Raw genomic sequence first — 18,569 nt, 5'->3', positions numbered from 1 at the left:
AGCATATTTATAAATAAACTTAAATCAATATAGCATGGCACTTAATTTCACACAATTTGCAGCAGAAGCAAATACATTTTTAAAAAAATACGCCAAAGAAATGAATCTGACAAATGAAACAGATAAAGCTGGCCGCATACTTTCTGCCATTTTACACGCATTAAGAGATGTCATAACCACTGAAGAATCATTACAATTAATTTCACAATTCCCTATGTTCTTAAAAGCAGTATATGTTAATGGGTGGACCATTCAAAAAAAACAGAAAATAAAAACTATGCCAGAATTTATTGATCTGGTTAGAAAACATGATGGGGTTACTTCGGTACACGACTTGGAATCAGACGAAATTGCTGAAAATTATATTGACACCACCTTTATAATATTAAGAAAATATATTTCTTTAGGAGAATTGGAGGATTTAAGAACAGTACTGCCAAAAAATCTTAAATCAATGATTTATCAAAATATTATGTTTTAAAATAAGCTTATGGAAACCAAGATTAATTACAAAGATATTCGCATCCCAATTGGAACAACTCATTTAAATGGGATTTTAAGATTTAAAAAAGACACTAAGGGCATTGTATTATTTTCTCATGGCAGCGGTAGCAGTAGGTTTAGCAGCAGAAATAATTATGTCGCTGATTTTTTATTAACTGAAGGATTTTCAAGTTTACTTTTTGATCTGCTTACTGTCCAAGAAGATATGATTTATGAAAACCGTTTTAACATAGATTTACTTGCAGAAAGGTTATTTAAAGCAACTCTGTGGATTACCAAGAATAAAGAAACGAAACATTTACCTATAGCATATTTTGGAGCAAGTACTGGAGCTGCTTCGGCTTTAAAAGCAGCTGAATTAATGGGTAATAAAATTAAAGCTATTGTATCCAGAGGCGGCAGACCAGATCTTGCTATGTCCGTTTTAGATAAAATTACGATACCAACGCTTTTGATTGTTGGAGGAAATGACGATGTTGTGATTGAATTGAATAAAAAAGCAAAACGAAAAATATCTGGTATTTGTGAACTAAAAATTGTTAATGGAGCCACCCATTTATTTGAAGAACCTGGGGCATTAGATGTTGTAGCGCAACTATCTTCAGATTGGTTTAATTTTTATTTAAAAAAATAAAAAGTAGAATGAAGTTTAGAGACAGAACTGAAGCAGGTTTATTACTTATCGCAAAGCTAAAAAATTATGATAACAAAAATGATGCGATAGTAGTAACCATACCAAGAGGTGGGGTTCCTGTTGCTTATACCATTGCGAAACAATTACATCTCCCTTTAGATATTGTATTATCCAAAAAAATAGGCCATCCTTCGCATAAAGAGTTTGCTATTGGTGCTGTAACACTTAGTGATAGAATTATAAGTTATAATGCCAATGACATTTCTAAAGAGTATTTAGATAATGAAACCAATAATATTAGGATGTTATTACAAAAAAGGCACAAAATGTATTTCGGGTCAAATAAAGCACAAAGTTTAAAAAATAAGATTGTTATTTTGGTTGATGATGGCGTAGCAACGGGAAATACGCTTATATCTAGTATAAAACTTATTGAAAAACAACATCCTTCTAAAATTATTGTCGCCTTACCAGTTGGTCCACCTGATGTTATTAATAAAATAAATAACATGCCTGCTGTAGACCAAACAATTAGTCTATTAAAGCCTAATAATTTTTATGCCGTTGGGCAGTTCTATGAAGAATTTAATCAGGTTAACGATAAAGACGTAATCAAGCTGTTAAAAGAAGCAAATAATAATTTTCAGTTAATTAGTTAAACAAACTTAAAGGCTTTAAGTTCTATCATTGCTAACAATATATTAATAAACAACATGTTATATTAAATAAAAAAAGGGAAAAAGATTACTTTTTCCCTTTTTAAATGCATTCTGTTTTTAAACATAAAACTCAACATGCAACTGATTAATAGCCTTATTTATAAAAGAAACAGGAAGTAAAACTTCCTGCTTCCTTTCGAAACATTTGAATATATTTATCAACCTTTTCTAATCATTAACATCACTCTATCTCTAAAGTTACATTAAATCTTCAGCTAAAAAATAGCTTCAAACACTTCTAAACTAGATTAAGCCTTTTACAATGAAATCTCTAGTTGTTTTATAAGAAACAGGAAGTCGAAACTTCCTGTTTCCTCAAAGTACTCAATGTCATTACTCAACTTTCGGTTTTCTGCGATATGTTTTTTATCACTAAAATACACATCTGGGTTTTCCAGCTAAATAATAGCTTTAAATACTTTGTTTCGACCTCATCATTTCTCAACAATGAAATCTAATTTTTATAAGAAACAGGAAGCCGGAACTTCCTGTTTCTATTTAGAGTTTAATTTTATTATTCTATTTCATATTTATTATAATAATCTCCCTATCAAATTGAATACTATATAATCTAACTAACTAAGAATGACTATTACACATCTATGTAACAAACAATAGCTTTAAACTCTATTCTGTTTTTTTTAATCAATAAGTAAAAGAACGTTTTAATTATAATGCTAATATACATCACAACATATGCTTTTGAAATGATAGATATCAGTTTGAAAAAAAATTAAATAGGGATAATATCATATACCATATTTAATAAAAACAAGCCCATAAAGAAAAGTAGCATATAAATAGTTTGAACGAATTTTATGTTAAAAAATTCTAAACTTGGAATCGTACGATTAGGAAATATAAATAGTGCCAAACCAATAAAAAGCGACATCCAACCAATTAAGGTGATAATAAGTTTCCAGCTAAGTTCCCAAATATTATGAAATAATATATTAAGCAGACCTATAATTATGGCAATAAAGGCCGTAATTATTAGAAATTTTTCATCCTTTAAATCTGCGAAAATTTGTTTTATTCGTTTGGGATTAAAACTTAGTATTAAAAAGAAAATAATTAAATACCAACCCCAAAACTTTGCTAAAAAAATAGAAATGTCCATAATGTTTTAATTTTTTTCGTGCAATACCAAAAACGGTATTTCTAAATGATAACTTAATTCCTCAACTTTTGAGTGAAATAATATTTTTTGAAAATAATTTAAGCTTTTTGCAACCATACAAATCATGTTTATAGATCTGCTTTCAATAAAGCATTGAATTCCATCTTCAATTTTTTTGTTTGTTAAAAAATGAAAACTGATGTTATGGTTCTTAAAGTATTTTTCTAATAATTCTTTATTTTTTATCTGATCTTTAGTTAAATCAGATTCCTTTTGGCCAATATGAAGAATTTTTAAAGAAGGCTTTTTTGTGTCTAAAATATTAGATAGAGGTTGTAATGTTCGCATATAATAATTCCATAAAAAATCAGTTGGAAATGCTATTTCTGTAAGTTTGGTATATCTCGCATTTTCAGGAATAGCTAACACATTACAGTTTACCTTTGTTATAACATCACTGGTATTTGTTCCCATAATATATTGATCTAAACCTGCAGCCCCTTTTGTGCCCATTACTATTAAATCTATGTCTTGTTCTTTTACAACTTTTTTAACGGAATCAATAAAAAAATTATATTCAGTAAGCGTAAAAAATCTATGATTTTTATGTTTAGGAAATTGTTTAGATATGTTCTTTAAAATCTTTCGTAACTTAATTTTTGATGGTTTCGTGTAGACTTCTTCTATAGCTGCATCTGTTGGTACATAGGGAATATCGCCAGTTAATAAATAGCTTAACCTATCAACATGCAGTAAGTAAAAGTTGCACGGCATTTTTTTAAAAAAACGAATGGCGTAATTTATGGCATTCCATGAATTTTCTGAAAAATCAGTAGGTAATAATATATTTTTCATAGAGTAACATCTTTATTGTTATAAACTTAACTTTAAGATTTAACTTCGGAAATGATATTACTCATTTTGAAGTGTTGATGTCTTCACTTAATTACTTGATTTTAAATAGACCTTTTGAAAAAAAGATATAAGCTATTATTTAATTCTTTTTAGTTTATCTAAGTCTACTACTTTAAAATTTTTACCATCTGCTTTTATAATTCCCTCATTTTTGAATATGGTAAGAGCTCTAATGAATGTTTCCGATGCTATGCCTGCTATACTCGCCAAATCACTCCGGGAAATTTTTATAGTCTCTCCTGGTTTGTAATTTAACTTTTCTGCAAAATTCACAATGGTAGCTGCTGTTTTTTTATTTACCGAACTATATGCCATTTGCAAAAGCTGATCTTTTAAAGTTGATATATTTTCAGCCAATAATTCTATAAGTTGTAAAACTACTTTATGATTGTTGTTAAGTATCTCTTTAAATTCTATAATAGGAACACCAAATACTATAGTATCTTGAATTACCGTTGCAGTTTCTTTAAAAGGTATATTATTGTGGACAAAAGATGTGAAACCAAACAAATCATCTTCATTATATAAAGCAGTTACTAATTCTTTACCTTGCTCATCTATTTTAAACGTTTTTACTGCGCCTTCACTTAACAGATAAATATAATTTGAATGATCTCCTTCTCTATAAATTATTTCATCCTTATTAAATTCAAATTGGCGTCCATAATCTTCAAAATAGTTTTTTAAATCGTTAAGCGTTTTTATTTCATCATCAAAAGGTACCGCAGGAATGCTATTAATACTACTTAATGAACCATCAATAACATATGTTTTAGTTAATCGCTTTTCAACAACACTTAAAAGATCTTCTTCTGTAAATGGTTTTGTAATATAATCATCTGCCCCCAAATTCATACCTTTTCTTATATCCTGAATCTGATCTTTAACAGATAAAAAAACAAAAGGTATATATTTGGTTTTTTTATTTTTGGAAAGTTTATTTAACACTTCATAACCATCTAGTTTGGGCATCATAATATCGCAAATAATAATATCTGGTACGTTTTTTTTTGCCTTATTTATACCAATTATTCCGTTAGAAGCCGTTATAACTTCGTAGTTAGCTAACTCTAAAATTTCGGTAGTATTTTCTCTTAAAGCAAGATCGTCTTCTATTAGTAGAACTGTTTTCATTACTTTGCCGTATTTGGTATAGATACTATAAAGGTCGAACCTTGCTGCTCTTCACTTTCAAAACTTATTGAACCATCTAAATTATCAAGGTGATCTTTAACAATGTTTAATCCAATACCAGTCCCCTCTGTATGAATAACATTTTCAGCTCTAAAATAGCGTTCAAAAATATTGTTTTGATCCTTTTTAGGAATGCCAATGCCATTATCTCTTATTTTAAAGATAGTTACTTCATCATTGCCATCTATATCTAAATTTATTATTGAATGCTCAGGAGAATATTTAATGGCATTATGAATTAAGTTAGACAATATTAATTCAATTATTTGTTTATCTTGATATAAAGATACGTCTTGAATCTTCTCTGTATATTTTATTTGTTGACCTTCTTTTAAAAGCATTCTGGAATTATAAATAATTTCATCAACAATTTTGCTCACTTTAAAATATTTGTTTTTGTAATTAAACTCGCCTGTTTCCATCTTCTCAATAGATGAAAATCCATTTAAAATAGTATTTAATAGATTAGCCTTTTCTGCAATGGTTTTTATATGCTTATCCCGCTTATCTTGTTGCTCAGTTAAATTATATTTGCTCAATAATAAGGCAGACGTTAAAATAGCGCTTAATGGTGTTTTAAATTCATGAGATAAAAGTGATAAGAATTTATTTTTTAAGTGATTAATTTCTTTTTCTTTACTTAGCGCATGTTCAAGTTGTTGAGTTCGTTCTTCTATTATTTTTTCAAGTTTTTTAGTATGATTTTTGCGGTCTGTTATATCTAAAACAATAGCAACAAAAACTTCTCGCCCTCCAAAATTTGAAATTTGTAAATGCGTTTCAACGGGATACGAATTACCATCTTTTTTTGTGTGTACCGTTTCAACTACTAATTTATCAACATTTTTTTTAAGTAAAACATCAATATCAGCTCTAAGATCAGCTTCATCCTTATAAGGTGTAATATCTATTGGTGTCATATTGGTTAACTCTTCCAAAGTATAACCAAGGGTATTTTGAGCACTTTGATTAACATTAATAAACTTTAAGGTTTTTGCATCAAAAACATGAATTTCATTTATTGATTCATTAAAAATTTTTGATAAATGTCCTAACTCTTCTTCTTTTTGTATTTTTTCTGTTACATCGGTTTGAATTATAATAAAGTTTACAACCAATCCCTCCACATCAGTTATTGGGATAATAAATAAATTGCTATAAAAAAGTGTGCCATCCTTTTTATAATTTCGAAGTATTGCTTGACAACTTTCGCCATTTTTAATAGCCTTTCTTACATTTTCTAGGGGCTCTTGATTGGTATCGCTTCCATATAAAAATCTAAAATTATGATTAAGTATTTCATTAGAATCATACCCTGTTAAATCTTGAAATGCAGGATTAAAATAAATAATAGGGTTATCATGTTTTAAAGCATCTGTAATAATAATACCATTGTTAGCAGATTCTAAAGCTTTGCTTTTAATCACTAATTTTCTTTCTAATTCCTTTTGTTCAGTAATATCACTTATTAATGCCATTACAAAATTTTTATTATAAATAGCAAATGGAATTAATTCGATATCTAATTCAATAATATTGCCGTTTTTTTTTATGCCATAAATATTTTTTGAATCAGTAATTCTTGTTCTAGTACCCGTTTTAAAAAACTCTGTAAAACGTTTGGAAAGAATTTTGTGGTAATTAGATGGAAGAAGCACATTTAAATTCCTGGAAATTAATTCCCCTTTTTCGTAACCAAAAATATTCTCTGATGCCGCATTAACTTGCGCAATATTTTGATGATTATCTACAATAATTACCCCCTCAGAAATAGATTCTAACAGAATATCAGAAATTTGGTCACCTTTTTTAAACATAATATAACCTAATTAGAAAAAATGATTATTTACGTTATTTATGGAAGGACCATAAATTTACGAAAAAAAACCAAATATATTTCAATTTGTTAGTGCTATTTTCGTTGTATTCTACTATTATCAAAGACAAGTAAGTTTATCCTTATCTAATAATTTTATAAAGGTTTGATTACAATAACTCGATGTAAATATTTTTATTTTTTACAATGATATTTATCAGTATGAGAATTTTAAAAAAAAATCAATTTAATTTACGTAATCTTGGTGCTTTAACTCGGATCTTTTAGCTAGACTAATTTTGAATAAATTTCTACATATGAAAGCACAAAAAAACGGTTTAGAGTCATGTAAATTATTCATTTTATCGTAAACTTAAATGTTATTGAAGATTGCGTCCAATCCAGCCACTCCCTTGGTTATAAATTCATAATGATATTTATCATGATACCTTAGTAAATAATGAATTAAATTTATTACATAATGATGAGAGTTATGAAAACCATAAAAAAAATGACACTTAAGTTTTATCAAAATCTAGGTAAGTTATTTTATGCTATCGCTGTATCAGATAATGACGTGCGACATGTTGAGTTTGATAAGCTAAAAGAATTGGTAAAAAAACATTGGCTAGAATTAGATCCTATTGAAGATGTTTACAGAACAGATGCTGCATACCAAATAGAGATTGTTTTTGATTGGTTAAATGAAGAAAAAAAATTAGATGCTAAAACGTGTTTTGATGATTTTGTAAATTATAAAAATGAACAAAAACATTTATTTACTAAAAACGTAAAGCATTTAATTTTAAAAACAGCAAACGCTATAGCCGCTTCATTTTCGGGTGTGAATAAATCAGAATTAATCATGCTGGCAAAATTAGATATCGAATTAAAAAAAATATAATTATGAGCTACTATTATAATACAGTTGTCTCGGGTGATTTTGAGACCGTTATTAAAAACGTTACTCAACTTCTGAAAAACGAAGGTTTTGGTGTACTTACACAAATAGATATTAAAAAAACCTTGAAAGATAAATTGGATGTAGATTTTAAAAAGTATACGATTCTTGGTGCTTGCAACCCAGGTTTTGCACATCAAGCATTACAAGTTGAAAATAAAATAGGCGCGATGCTACCTTGTAACGTTATTGTGCAAGAGCTAGACGAAAATAAGATAGAAGTTGCGGCAATCAACCCCATAATTTCTATGCAGGCTGTTAAAAACAAACAGCTTGAAAACATTGCCGATCAAGTGAGTAATAAATTAAAAAACGTCATTATTAACCTAAAAGATGAAAACTAATTTCAATACCATAATAGATTCAAATCAAGCCGTTCTGGTTGATTTTCATGCAGACTGGTGTGGACCTTGCAAAATGCTAGCTCCCATCTTAAAACAAGTCAAAGAAGAACTAAAAGAAACTATAAAAATCGTAAAAATTGACGTTGATAAAAATCCTGTTTTAGCCAGTAAATATCAAGTTAGGGGGGTTCCAACCATGATCCTTTTTAAAAACGGAAAACAATTATGGCGTCAATCTGGAGTTCTTCAAAAAAATGATATTATTACTACTGTAAAACAGTATGCATAAAATCATTATATGTTGATGGATATCATTTTGTAAATACTAAAAAGACAATACTTTTAAATGAACAATTTAAAAGAATTTTGTCATGAAAAAAGTATTAATCCTGTTTGTATCATTATTTTTGGTTGCTATATGTGGTTTTACGCAAACTATTGAAAATCTAGACTTCATATCTGAATTTAATGACGGCCTTGCTGCCATAAAAAAGGATAATCAATGGGCGTTCATTAATAAAGATGGTACTATTGTTATAGACTTTAGAACTGATTTAGTTGCTTCTAATTTTATAGACGGTGATTATCCGATTTTCAAAAATGAAAGATGTTTAATTAAGACTAAAAATAACGGAATATCATATTTTGGATATATAGACACTTCTGGTAAAACAGTCATTGAACCTCAATATCTAAACGCTTCTAATTTTGACAATAACGAGGCTATCGTATTATTATTGATTAAAGAGGAAATAGGAGAAAACGATGTGCTAGGTAAAAATATAGTTTATTATAAATATTATGATGTATCTATTGATATCAACGGACATCTTAACTTGTACGTAACATCTAAAGGTCATAATATAATTCTAGATAAAAAATATTTACGCAATCCTCCAAAAATTACATCCAAGAAAATCTCAGATAATCTTTATACTATTTTAAATGAAAATAAAAAATGGACTATTAAAAAGATTAAAGATGTAAGCAATTTTTAAATGAAAGCAAATCTTAACTTGGGAAGTGTTTTTGGAATTCAAATAAAAGTCCATTGGACGTTCTTTTTTTTAATTCTTTGGATAATTTTAAGTGAACTAAAGCGAGGCGGAAATACCGAAAGCATTTTATTTAACGTATCATTAGTTTTAGCTGTTTTTATATGCGTAGTAATGCATGAATTAGGGCATGCATTAACTGCAAAACGTTTTGGAATAGATACAAAAAAAATTGCTCTATTACCCATTGGTGGTATGGCCACAATGGATAAAATACCGGAATCTCCCAAGCAAGAGCTTTTAGTAACATTGGCAGGTCCTCTGGTTAATATTATTATTGCACTACTCCTCTATTTTACGATTCCTGTTAAAGAATTAATGTATTTAAATTTCACAGAAACAATTGAGATTTTAAGTAGCTTTTCTGTTCAGAATTTTTTATTCTATTTATTCATCGTAAATATTGCCTTGGTAATCTTTAATTTAATTCCAGCGTTCCCCATGGATGGTGGGAGAGTTTTAAGAGCATTGTTAGCTATTAGGATGAATCGTGTTAAAGCAACCCAAATAGCATCAACCATGGGGCAAGTTATAGCTGTTATATTTTTACTAATAGGATTATTGTATAATCCCTTTCTCATTTTTATTGCCCTTTTTATTTTTCTAGGTGCTTTTGGTGAAAATCAACTCGTACATCATATAGAACTTCTTAAAGGACATACAGTAAAAGATTCCTTAATAACACTGTTTACAACGTTTCGTGAAAACGACACTATTAAAGATGTTATAAAATCGATAATTGCCGGTACAGAAACAAATTTTGTTGTCCTTGAAAACAATACTATTAAAGGGATATTATACTATCAAGATATCATAGAAAACGCTAAAAAGGAAAATACATTGGTAAAAGATGTTATGAACACTTCATTTAAAACTTTTAATAGTGATGATAATCTAAACGAGGTATACCAATTAATTCACAGTCAGAAAAACTCATTTTTTCCTGTTTTAGAAAACAATACTTTAATCGGAGTAATTGATTCTACGAACCTCAATGAATTCATATTATTTAGCCCAAAGCTAAGTTATTAAATTTTTAGAATGCAAATTAAATATCTCATTTTTTTAGTTTTTATACTAATTGCCTGCTCTAAAAAAAAGGATAAAATACTTCCTGAGGAACGAACGTTGACCGAATCGGTTTATTCATCTGTAACCATTAAACCAGATAGTTTATATGAGGTATATGCTATTGTACCAGGTATTCTAGATGAGAATCTAAAAGATGAGGGTGATACCGTTTTTAAGAACGAAGCAGTACTACAGATTATAAACAATACGCCTGTATTAAACGCTAAAAACGCAAAGTTAGCTTTAGAATTGGCTAAAGAAAATTACACTGGAAATTCAGCCATTTTAGATGGACTTAAAGATGAACTTGAAACAGCTACACTTAAATTTAAAAATGATTCTGTTAATTATATAAGACAAAAAACACTTTGGAATCAACAAATTGGTTCTAAGGTTGAATACGATACTAGAGAACTTAATTACGAGATTTCAAAGAATAATTTAGAAGTGCTTCAAAATAAATATCAACGAACAAAAAAGGAACTATTGACTTTAGTAAAACAAGCTCAAAATAATTATGAAACTTCTGTAATTAACACCAAAGATTTTACGGTTAAAAGCAAAATAAACGGTAAGGTTTACGCTTTATACAAAGAACCTGGAGAGATTATAACTAATCTAGAGCCTTTGGCGTCTATAGGAAGTGCCACAAAATTTATAATTGAAATGCTGGTAGATGAGGTAGATATAGTAAGAATATCAAAAAATCAAGATGTTATTATTCATTTAGATGCCTATAGTGGTGAGGTTTTTACAGGAAACGTTTCAAAAATCTATCCTAAAAAAGATGAACGCAATCAGACATTTAAAGTGGAAGCCGATTTTAATAATGCCCCAGAGGTTTTATATCCAGGTCTTTCTGGCGAAGCCAATATAATAATTGCAAAAAAAGAAGGCGTTTTAAGTATTCCAAAAGCATACGTAGTAGAATCGAATAAAGTTAAAACCGACAATGGATTAGTTACCATTAAAACCGGATTACAAAACATGGAATATATTCAAGTAATCTCTGGAATTACAAAAAACACCTATATCTATAAACCTGATTAATGACTAACTGGACCATCATATTAAGTATTGCTAAAACACATTTGCTAACAAAAATTAAGCAGACTTCAACAGCTGCTCTTGGGGTTACTTTCGGTATTGGTTCATACATTACACTGGTATGTTTTATGACGGGACTAAACACCATGTTAGACGATTTAATTCTTAATCAAACGCCTCATATTCATATTTACAACGAAATTGAACCTTCAAAAAAACAACCCATTAGCTTATACGACGACTTTAAAAGTAGCTTTAATGTAGTACATTCTATTAAGCCGAAATTAAGTCAAAAAAAAATACACAATGCGCTGCCCATTATAAATTATTTAAATGAAGACAATCGTGTAAAAGGAGCAACACCACAAATAAAAACTCAAATATTTTATATAGCAGGCTCTATAGAAGTAGGTGGTAATTTAACGGGTATTAAACCTCTTGATGAGGCAAGATTATTCAACTTCGGTGATTATATTGTACAAGGCTCTCCAGAATCTTTAAGTCAAAACGATAATGGTATTTTATTAGGAGCTGGTATTGCAAAAAAAATGTCTTTAAATCTTGGAGACCGATTACAGGTAAGTACTATTAAAGGTGATATATTTCCACTAAAAATTGTGGGGATTTACCAAAGTGGTATTGCCGAAATTGACGCTGTTCAAAGTTTTGTTAACCTTAAAACAATACAGCGAATTTTGGGCGAAGCAGAAAATTATGTAACCGATATTAATGTAAAATTATATGATATTGAATTTGCAGGTGCTTTATCGAAAAAAACAGAACAACAGTTTAATCTTACTGCTATTGATATTAAAACCGCCAATGCTCAATTTGAAACCGGCACTTCTATAAGAAACCTTATTACTTACGCAGTTTCTATAACACTTCTTATAGTGGCTGGTTTTGGTATCTATAATATTTTAAATATGCTTATTTATGAAAAAATGAATGACATTGCCATTTTAAAAGCTACTGGTTTTTCTGGCAGAGATGTGCAACTCATTTTTATGAGTCAAGCCATGATTATAGGGTTCTTTGGCGGGATTTTAGGACTATTAATTGGTTTTGGTTTAGCAAACTTAATAGATACTGTCCCTTTCAAAACAGAAGCTCTACCAACCGTAGAAACGTATCCGGTTAATATAAATCCGTTGTTTTTTGTAATTGGTTTTTCGTTTGCTATGCTATCAACTTTCTTAGCTGGTTATTTTCCATCAAAAAAAGCAAAAAAAATAGATCCTGTAGACATTATAAGAGGTCAATAACATGAGTAACGTATTAGAAGCAAGACATATCAACAAATATTTTAAAAAACCCGTGTTATTTCATGTGTTAAAGAATATTAATTTCACAATTAAAAAAGGTGAATTTGTATCTATTATGGGGAAATCCGGTTGCGGAAAATCTACATTACTTTATATTCTTTCTACCATGGATACCGATTATGAAGGTGACTTATTATTAAATAATGAATTAATTACAGGGAAAAGCAGAGATTACCTTTCTAACATAAGAAATAAACATATAGGTTTTGTGTTTCAGTTTCATTATTTATTATCTGAATTCTCTGTATTAGAAAACGTCATGCTCCCTGCTAAAAAATTAGCAGAAAAAACGGTTAATGAAATTGAATATGACGCCATTGAAAAATTAAAAATGCTTAACATAGAGCATTTAGCATATAAACGTGCATCTAAAGTCTCTGGAGGTGAAAAACAGCGCATAGCGATTGCTCGGGCACTTATAAATAATCCGTCAATTGTTATGGGCGATGAACCCACAGGCAATTTAGATAGTTATAATTCTGAAAACGTATTTAATATTTTTAAACAATTAAGTGTTGAAAACAAATTATCCTTATTGGTTGTAACACATGATGAAGACTTTGCTAAGCGTACAAATAGAATTATTACTATGGAAGATGGCATAATTATAGCCTAATATTATGTGTGTAATCCATAAAATTTTAGCCATCTTTTTTAAGTACCCTTCACTTGATGCTCACGAGTAATATCCGAATATTATTAGATGACATTTGTCATTTAAAATTGGCACTATTAATATTATCTTTAGTATTGAGCCTTTAATAAAAAAATAAATGGCATTTATAGATTATTATAAGATATTAGGTATTACAAAAAAAGCCACTGAAGCTGATATAAAAAAGGCCTATCGGAAATTGGCTAGAAAATACCATCCAGATTTAAATCCCAACGATAAAGTTGCAGAAAAAAAATTCAAAGAAATTAATGAAGCTAATGAAGTTTTAAGCCATCCTGAAAATCGAAAAAAATATGATCAGTACGGTGAGAACTGGAAACATGCTGAAGAATTTGAAAAAGCAAAAACACAACAGCAATACCAGCAACGAAGCACTCGAAGCTCATATGGAAGACAATCGCAGGAAGATTTTTCAGATTTTTTTAATAATATGTTTGGTGGATCGTCTTCAAGAACTGGTGGTAGACAAGTTAAATTTAAAGGACAAGATTTTAATGCCGAACTACAACTCGATTTAAAAGACGTTTATAAAACACATAAGCGAACTTTAACTGTTAATGGAAAAAACATTAGAATTACAATTCCTGCAGGCGTTGAAAATGGACAAATTATAAAAATAAAAGGTCACGGTGGTCAAGGCGTAAATGGCGGTCCAAATGGTGATTTGTTTATACAGTTTTCTATTATTAATCATTCAAAATTTAAAAGAGACAAAGATAATCTTTATGCAACCGTAGAAATAGATTTATATAAAGCACTTTTGGGTGGTGAACACCTTATAGATACCTTTGAAGGCCAAGTAAAACTGAAGATAAAACCAGAAACTCAAAATGGAACGCGCGCAAAACTTACTGGTAAAGGATTTCCTAAATATAAAAAAGAGGGCAAGTTTGGTGACCTGTTTTTAACCTACCAAATTAAATTACCAACTAACCTTTCAAATAAAGAAAAATCACTATTTGAAGAGTTGCAAAAACTGCGCAAATGATGGAAACAACAGATTTAATACCTATACAATTACTTTGCAATCGTTATAATATTCCCGTGTCCTTTTTAGATACGCTACAAGAATTTCAACTTATAGAAATGGTTGTACAAAAAGATGATTTTTATATTCATACAAAACAACTAAACAAGGTTGAGAAAATGATGCGTTTACATTATGATCTGGATATTAATTTTGAAGGTTTAGACGCTATTTATAACTTACTTAACCAGGTTGAATCTTTAAAAGAAGAAATAACAATATTACATAATAGGTTACGGCTTTATGAAGATTTATAAATAATTACAATGGAAAAAATAAAACAATGGATTTTAGAATATCCTACGCTTTTCATTATTGTTAAATATGTTATATTAGTATCTATTGTCTTTATTTTAATTCAGCTTTTCAGACGCTTTTTAAGAAAACATGTTAGTGATACATCCGCGAGATACAAATCTCAAAAAAGCATAGAAATTATAGGATACATTGTAATCATTATTTTATCGTTTTTTTATTTTACAGGTAATATTAAAGATTTTACTCTTGCCATTGGATTATTTACAGCTGGTATCGCTTTCACACTTCAAGAGCTTATTTTAAGTATTGCGGGCTCATTATTTATATTTATCGTTAAGGTATATAAACCAGGAGACAGAATAGAAATTAATGGAATTAAAGGAGACGTAATAGATGTAAACAGTATTTATACCACCATGATGGAAATTGGACAATGGATTCATAGCGATAACTACAGTGGTCGAATTGTAAAACTAAGTAATTCCTTTGTGTTTAAAGGACCCATTTATAATTACTCCCAAGACTTTCCTTTTATTTGGGACGAATTTAATTTACCTATTCGATATGGATCAGATGTTGAATTGGCCAAAACAATTATTATTAAGATTGCCTCTGAGGTGCTCTCTGAGTATACATCAAATTCTAAATCACAATGGAAAGATGTCGTGAATAAATATTATATTGAAGATGCCATGGTAGACCCAACTTTAGCAATTACCTTAACCGAAAATTGGATTCAATTCAATATTAGGTATATTGTTGATTACAAAAATAGGCGTTCCACAAGACATATTTTAAATAACAAAATCCTCGAAGCTATTAATAAAACCAATGGTGATGTAATTTTAGCTTCTTCAACGATTGAGTTAATCAAAATCCCAGATTTAATCGTTGACATTGCAAATAAACCATTAACGTAACCTTATTCTTTAAGGAAACATGTTAAAATACACTTCAATTTCTTCGCCTAATAATTTTTGGTTCTTCGTTATTTGTACTTCGTCTACCTTTTTTATTAGTATTACTATTCCTGCGGTATTCTAGTATATTGTTACCATAATAATTGTTAATACGTACTCTTTTTGCATGCTTAAAATTTATGCTATTAAATCTTTGAGGTAATACTTTTACGGTTAACCAAATACCGTTATTAAAATAGGTGTAATTGCCAAGACTTAAGTCATAATAAACCATATAATCAGGAAAATATACATACCTTAAATTCACAACTCTGTTAGGGTAAAACCAGGAAGGTGTTGAATAATTAGGTCTCGATGAAATAATTACCGGTCCACAACTTTCTGTGCTTAAAAAAAGACATACTGCGAACATTAATACAAAGCATTTAATGGTTTTCATAATTTAAATTTTAATGTACTCAATTTACTTTAATATCAAGATAACTAACAATGATATCTATCAATCAACTTTAAAAAATCAATTTATTTATAACTACTAAGCCTTGTTTCATAGTTTAAAAAGTAAAGGAACAACACCATCCAACTGACAAATATCATTTCGAAAAAAGTAGTATACAATTACTTTTAGTGTAATATTAATTTTAAAATAGTAATACCATGAAAAAGTTCATTTTATTAGCTGCTGTATTAGTTTTAGGAACTACAGCAATCGTTGCCCAAGACCAAATACAAGACCGAGATCAGGATCGTGTTATGCTGGTAGATGGCGATGTATTGCAAATTAAAGATCGAGATCAAATTAGATTAAAAGACAAAATTATTTTAGATGATGGTACCGTTGTAAACCCAGACGGATCCTATATAACTAGAGATCAAATAAGGCTGCGTTTAAAAGATGGCGAATGCTTAGATAATGATGGTGTGAAATACAGAAATGAATACCAATATCGTTACAAAGTGCAAAAAGAAAACAAAGGATTAGCACAAAACCAAATTCAAGAACGTAATATGAACCGATATCAAGTTATGGTAATGGATGGTGAAGCATATAAAATTCAAAACCAGTACCAAAATCAAATTAATAAACAAGTAAAACTTGACAACGGAACTACTGTTAATCCAGACGGAACTTATCAAACAAGAGATCGTGCACAATTGCGCCTTAAAGATGGTGAATGTCTAAATATGGATGGTGAAATGTATAAAAACATGTTCCAGTACAGAAAAATGATTAACAATAAAAATATGATAAAAAATAATATCAACAAGAAACCACAAATTAAGAAACAAACGAAAAAACAAAATACAAAAAAACCAGTTTATTAATAAAGCAGCAAAAGGGGGTTTTAATTTTTATAAAACCCCTTTTTTAACTTTTTAAAACCGACAATCATGACTCCATATAAAAATAAATATACGTTTTTATGTTTTGCTATTTTCATTAGCAGTTTCACATTTTGTCAAAACAATTCCGAAACAGTAAAGCAAAACAACAACAAAGAGTCTTACTTGTCTTTAGGAATAAACTATATAAATGATGCCGTTTATTTAGGGAGAAAAGATTCTATTACGGCGCCTTATTTATATCCTACTATTATGTATTATAACAAGTCTGGTTTTTATGCAACTGGTTCACTCTCATACCTAACCAAATCAGATGAAAGTAGGGTCGATATGTTTTTAGGAAGCGTTGGATATGATTTTACTTCTCAAAAATTTAGTGGCGATATTTCATTTACTAAATATATCTTCAATACCGATAGTTATAATGTTATTTCTGAAGTAGAAGCCGATATAACTGCTGCATTAAAATATGATTTTGACATATTCAACATGAGCCTGTCTTTTACCAGTTTTTTTAATAAAAACGGTAAATCCGATGTGTTCATTTCCTCGGAAATAAGTCATGATTTTATCACAACAAGTAGAGATTTTCAAATATCTCCAACTATTGGAGTTTTCTTTGGTTCTCAAAATTTTTATGAAGAATATTATATTTACAATCGTTATGGTAGCGAAAGAACTACTGGTTCGGGTCAAGGTAGTGGTCAAGGTAGCGGAGGCAGCACAACGACTACAACAACTACAACTACAACCACTTTAGTCCTCGAAGAAAGTGAGAAATTTGGACTTATGGCCATAGAATTTAGTGTGCCAATTTGGTATATTAATAAACCCGTCATTATATCGTTCTTACCTACCTTAGTAGTTCCTCAAAATCCAGCAACCTTAACCGTAGATTCTGAGGTATATAAAGAAGATTTAGAAACTACTTTTTATTGGATTGCAGGAATAAGTTATAGATTTTAAAAAAATCATGGTTAAATAACTCGCCATTTAAATTAGGCTAACTCTTCGAAGTTCTAACAAAAAAGTATGCTTACATTTAAAAACTATAATATTGCCGATTGGTTTTCTTTTTACAGAATATTTGCTGCGCCATTTTTATTAATTTTAATTTGGTTAGACCTTCAATTAATCTTCGCATGGTTATTATTAATAAGTTATTTAACAGATGCGATTGATGGTTTTTTAGCTAGACGGTTAAAAATCACAAGTCCCAGAGGATCGCAACTCGATTCTTTTGGTGATCAAGTAACCCTTATTATTGGGCTAATTGGATTGTTTTATTTTCAATCCAATTTTATCAAAACCAATTTGTTTTTAATTCTTGTTGCATTTATACCCTACATTCTCCAAATGATAATAGCGTATTTAAAGTATGGAAAAGCAACTGCATTCCATACCTATTTAGCAAAAATTTCGGCAATTCTTCAAAGCATATTTATTTTATGGGCTTTATTTTTTACACCAGAGTATGTTTTATTTTATCTCATGATAATTATTGGAATATTAGAAACCTTTGAAGAAATAGTTCTTATTTATATGTATGACCAGTGGGCTGCAGATGTGAAAAGTATATTTTTTGCGTTACGAGACAAACGACGGCTAAAAAAGGAATCTAATGAATTTAAAAATTAGG

Annotated in this window: 22 protein-coding genes; 17 read left to right on the top strand and 5 right to left on the bottom strand. The window is 29.3% G+C overall.

Annotated features, from left to right (window positions below; translation table 11 throughout):
* The first annotated feature begins 34 nt into the window (after positions 1–34).
* Genes AC15TD_RS04980 through AC15TD_RS04970 form a run of 3 tightly spaced genes read left to right on the top strand, consistent with a single transcriptional unit; the run spans position 35 to position 1,797 of the window.
* Positions 35–481 carry a DUF2267 domain-containing protein gene (locus AC15TD_RS04980; RefSeq protein WP_484451030.1) on the top strand — a complete coding sequence of 149 codons (447 nt, stop codon included), beginning with the start codon at positions 35–37 and terminating at the stop codon, positions 479–481.
* Between the two features lie 9 nt (positions 482–490).
* On the top strand, positions 491–1,138 hold the full coding sequence (locus AC15TD_RS04975) for a dienelactone hydrolase family protein (protein ID WP_484451029.1): 648 nt from the start codon (positions 491–493) through the stop codon (positions 1,136–1,138).
* A gap of 8 nt (positions 1,139–1,146) precedes the next feature.
* Positions 1,147–1,797 (top strand): phosphoribosyltransferase, encoded by a 651-nt coding sequence (locus tag AC15TD_RS04970; protein ID WP_484451028.1) that lies wholly within the window; start codon positions 1,147–1,149, stop codon positions 1,795–1,797.
* A 793-nt stretch (positions 1,798–2,590) separates the two neighbouring features.
* Here AC15TD_RS04970 and AC15TD_RS04965 read toward each other — a convergent pair.
* The 4 genes from AC15TD_RS04965 to AC15TD_RS04950 form a co-directional block, all read right to left on the bottom strand.
* Positions 2,591–2,977 (bottom strand): hypothetical protein, encoded by a 387-nt coding sequence (locus AC15TD_RS04965; RefSeq protein WP_484451027.1) that lies wholly within the window; start codon positions 2,975–2,977, stop codon positions 2,591–2,593.
* Positions 2,978–2,983: 6 nt separating this feature from the next.
* Positions 2,984–3,832: a universal stress protein gene (locus AC15TD_RS04960; protein ID WP_484451026.1), complete on the bottom strand. Its 849-nt coding sequence runs from the start codon at positions 3,830–3,832 to the stop codon at positions 2,984–2,986.
* 135 nt (positions 3,833–3,967) lie between these two features.
* A complete protein-coding gene (locus AC15TD_RS04955) occupies positions 3,968–5,026 on the bottom strand; it encodes a response regulator (protein WP_484451025.1) in 1,059 nt (352 codons plus the stop codon).
* Positions 5,026–6,903, bottom strand: coding sequence for a PAS domain-containing sensor histidine kinase (locus AC15TD_RS04950; RefSeq protein WP_484451024.1), 1,878 nt, complete (start codon positions 6,901–6,903; stop codon positions 5,026–5,028). The genes AC15TD_RS04955 and AC15TD_RS04950 overlap by 1 nt, the downstream gene beginning before the upstream one ends.
* Positions 6,904–7,395: 492 nt before the next feature.
* Here AC15TD_RS04950 and AC15TD_RS04945 point away from each other — a divergent pair, with 492 nt between their 5' ends.
* The 11 genes from AC15TD_RS04945 (at position 7,396) to AC15TD_RS04895 (ending at position 15,586) form a co-directional block, all read left to right on the top strand.
* Positions 7,396–7,806, top strand: coding sequence for a hypothetical protein (locus AC15TD_RS04945; protein WP_484451023.1), 411 nt, complete (start codon positions 7,396–7,398; stop codon positions 7,804–7,806).
* Positions 7,807–7,808: 2 nt separating this feature from the next.
* Positions 7,809–8,207 carry a DUF302 domain-containing protein gene (locus AC15TD_RS04940; RefSeq protein ID WP_484451022.1) on the top strand — a complete coding sequence of 133 codons (399 nt, stop codon included), beginning with the start codon at positions 7,809–7,811 and terminating at the stop codon, positions 8,205–8,207.
* Positions 8,197–8,496 carry a thioredoxin gene (gene trxA / locus AC15TD_RS04935; protein ID WP_484451021.1) on the top strand — a complete coding sequence of 100 codons (300 nt, stop codon included), beginning with the start codon at positions 8,197–8,199 and terminating at the stop codon, positions 8,494–8,496. The genes AC15TD_RS04940 and trxA overlap by 11 nt, the downstream gene beginning before the upstream one ends.
* Positions 8,497–8,578: 82 nt before the next feature.
* Complete coding sequence (locus tag AC15TD_RS04930) at positions 8,579–9,205, top strand: WG repeat-containing protein (RefSeq protein ID WP_484451020.1); 627 nt, start codon at positions 8,579–8,581, stop codon at positions 9,203–9,205.
* A complete protein-coding gene (locus AC15TD_RS04925) occupies positions 9,206–10,294 on the top strand; it encodes a M50 family metallopeptidase (RefSeq protein ID WP_484451019.1) in 1,089 nt (362 codons plus the stop codon).
* A 9-nt stretch (positions 10,295–10,303) separates the two neighbouring features.
* The gene (locus AC15TD_RS04920) at positions 10,304–11,383 is read left to right on the top strand and encodes an efflux RND transporter periplasmic adaptor subunit (protein WP_484451018.1); all 1,080 of its coding nucleotides are present in this window, start codon (positions 10,304–10,306) and stop codon (positions 11,381–11,383) included.
* Positions 11,383–12,645 carry an ABC transporter permease gene (locus tag AC15TD_RS04915; RefSeq protein WP_484451017.1) on the top strand — a complete coding sequence of 421 codons (1,263 nt, stop codon included), beginning with the start codon at positions 11,383–11,385 and terminating at the stop codon, positions 12,643–12,645. The genes AC15TD_RS04920 and AC15TD_RS04915 overlap by 1 nt, the downstream gene beginning before the upstream one ends.
* 1 nt (position 12,646) lies before the next feature.
* Positions 12,647–13,321, top strand: coding sequence for an ABC transporter ATP-binding protein (locus tag AC15TD_RS04910; protein ID WP_484451016.1), 675 nt, complete (start codon positions 12,647–12,649; stop codon positions 13,319–13,321).
* 157 nt (positions 13,322–13,478) lie between these two features.
* Positions 13,479–14,369 (top strand): DnaJ C-terminal domain-containing protein, encoded by an 891-nt coding sequence (locus AC15TD_RS04905; RefSeq protein ID WP_484451015.1) that lies wholly within the window; start codon positions 13,479–13,481, stop codon positions 14,367–14,369.
* Positions 14,366–14,665 carry a chaperone modulator CbpM gene (locus AC15TD_RS04900; RefSeq protein ID WP_484451014.1) on the top strand — a complete coding sequence of 100 codons (300 nt, stop codon included), beginning with the start codon at positions 14,366–14,368 and terminating at the stop codon, positions 14,663–14,665. Before AC15TD_RS04905 ends, AC15TD_RS04900 begins: the two co-directional genes overlap by 4 nt.
* Positions 14,666–14,674: 9 nt before the next feature.
* Positions 14,675–15,586 (top strand): mechanosensitive ion channel family protein, encoded by a 912-nt coding sequence (locus tag AC15TD_RS04895; RefSeq protein ID WP_484451013.1) that lies wholly within the window; start codon positions 14,675–14,677, stop codon positions 15,584–15,586.
* A 34-nt stretch (positions 15,587–15,620) separates the two neighbouring features.
* Here AC15TD_RS04895 and AC15TD_RS04890 read toward each other — a convergent pair whose 3' ends face one another.
* Positions 15,621–16,025, bottom strand: coding sequence for a hypothetical protein (locus AC15TD_RS04890; RefSeq protein WP_484451012.1), 405 nt, complete (start codon positions 16,023–16,025; stop codon positions 15,621–15,623).
* A gap of 218 nt (positions 16,026–16,243) precedes the next feature.
* On the opposite strand from AC15TD_RS04890, the gene AC15TD_RS04885 reads away from it, so the two are divergent.
* From AC15TD_RS04885 to AC15TD_RS04875, 3 genes are all read left to right on the top strand, one after another.
* Positions 16,244–16,912 carry a DUF6799 domain-containing protein gene (locus AC15TD_RS04885; RefSeq protein ID WP_484451011.1) on the top strand — a complete coding sequence of 223 codons (669 nt, stop codon included), beginning with the start codon at positions 16,244–16,246 and terminating at the stop codon, positions 16,910–16,912.
* Between the two features lie 66 nt (positions 16,913–16,978).
* Positions 16,979–17,896: a hypothetical protein gene (locus tag AC15TD_RS04880; RefSeq protein WP_484451010.1), complete on the top strand. Its 918-nt coding sequence runs from the start codon at positions 16,979–16,981 to the stop codon at positions 17,894–17,896.
* Positions 17,897–17,962: 66 nt separating this feature from the next.
* Positions 17,963–18,568 carry a CDP-alcohol phosphatidyltransferase family protein gene (locus AC15TD_RS04875; protein WP_484451009.1) on the top strand — a complete coding sequence of 202 codons (606 nt, stop codon included), beginning with the start codon at positions 17,963–17,965 and terminating at the stop codon, positions 18,566–18,568.
* Position 18,569: the final 1 nt, after the last annotated feature.

Source organism: Yeosuana sp., from assembly GCF_057126245.1.
Note: the sequence above shows the minus strand (reverse complement) of the source record. Positions and strands in the feature narration are given on the sequence as shown.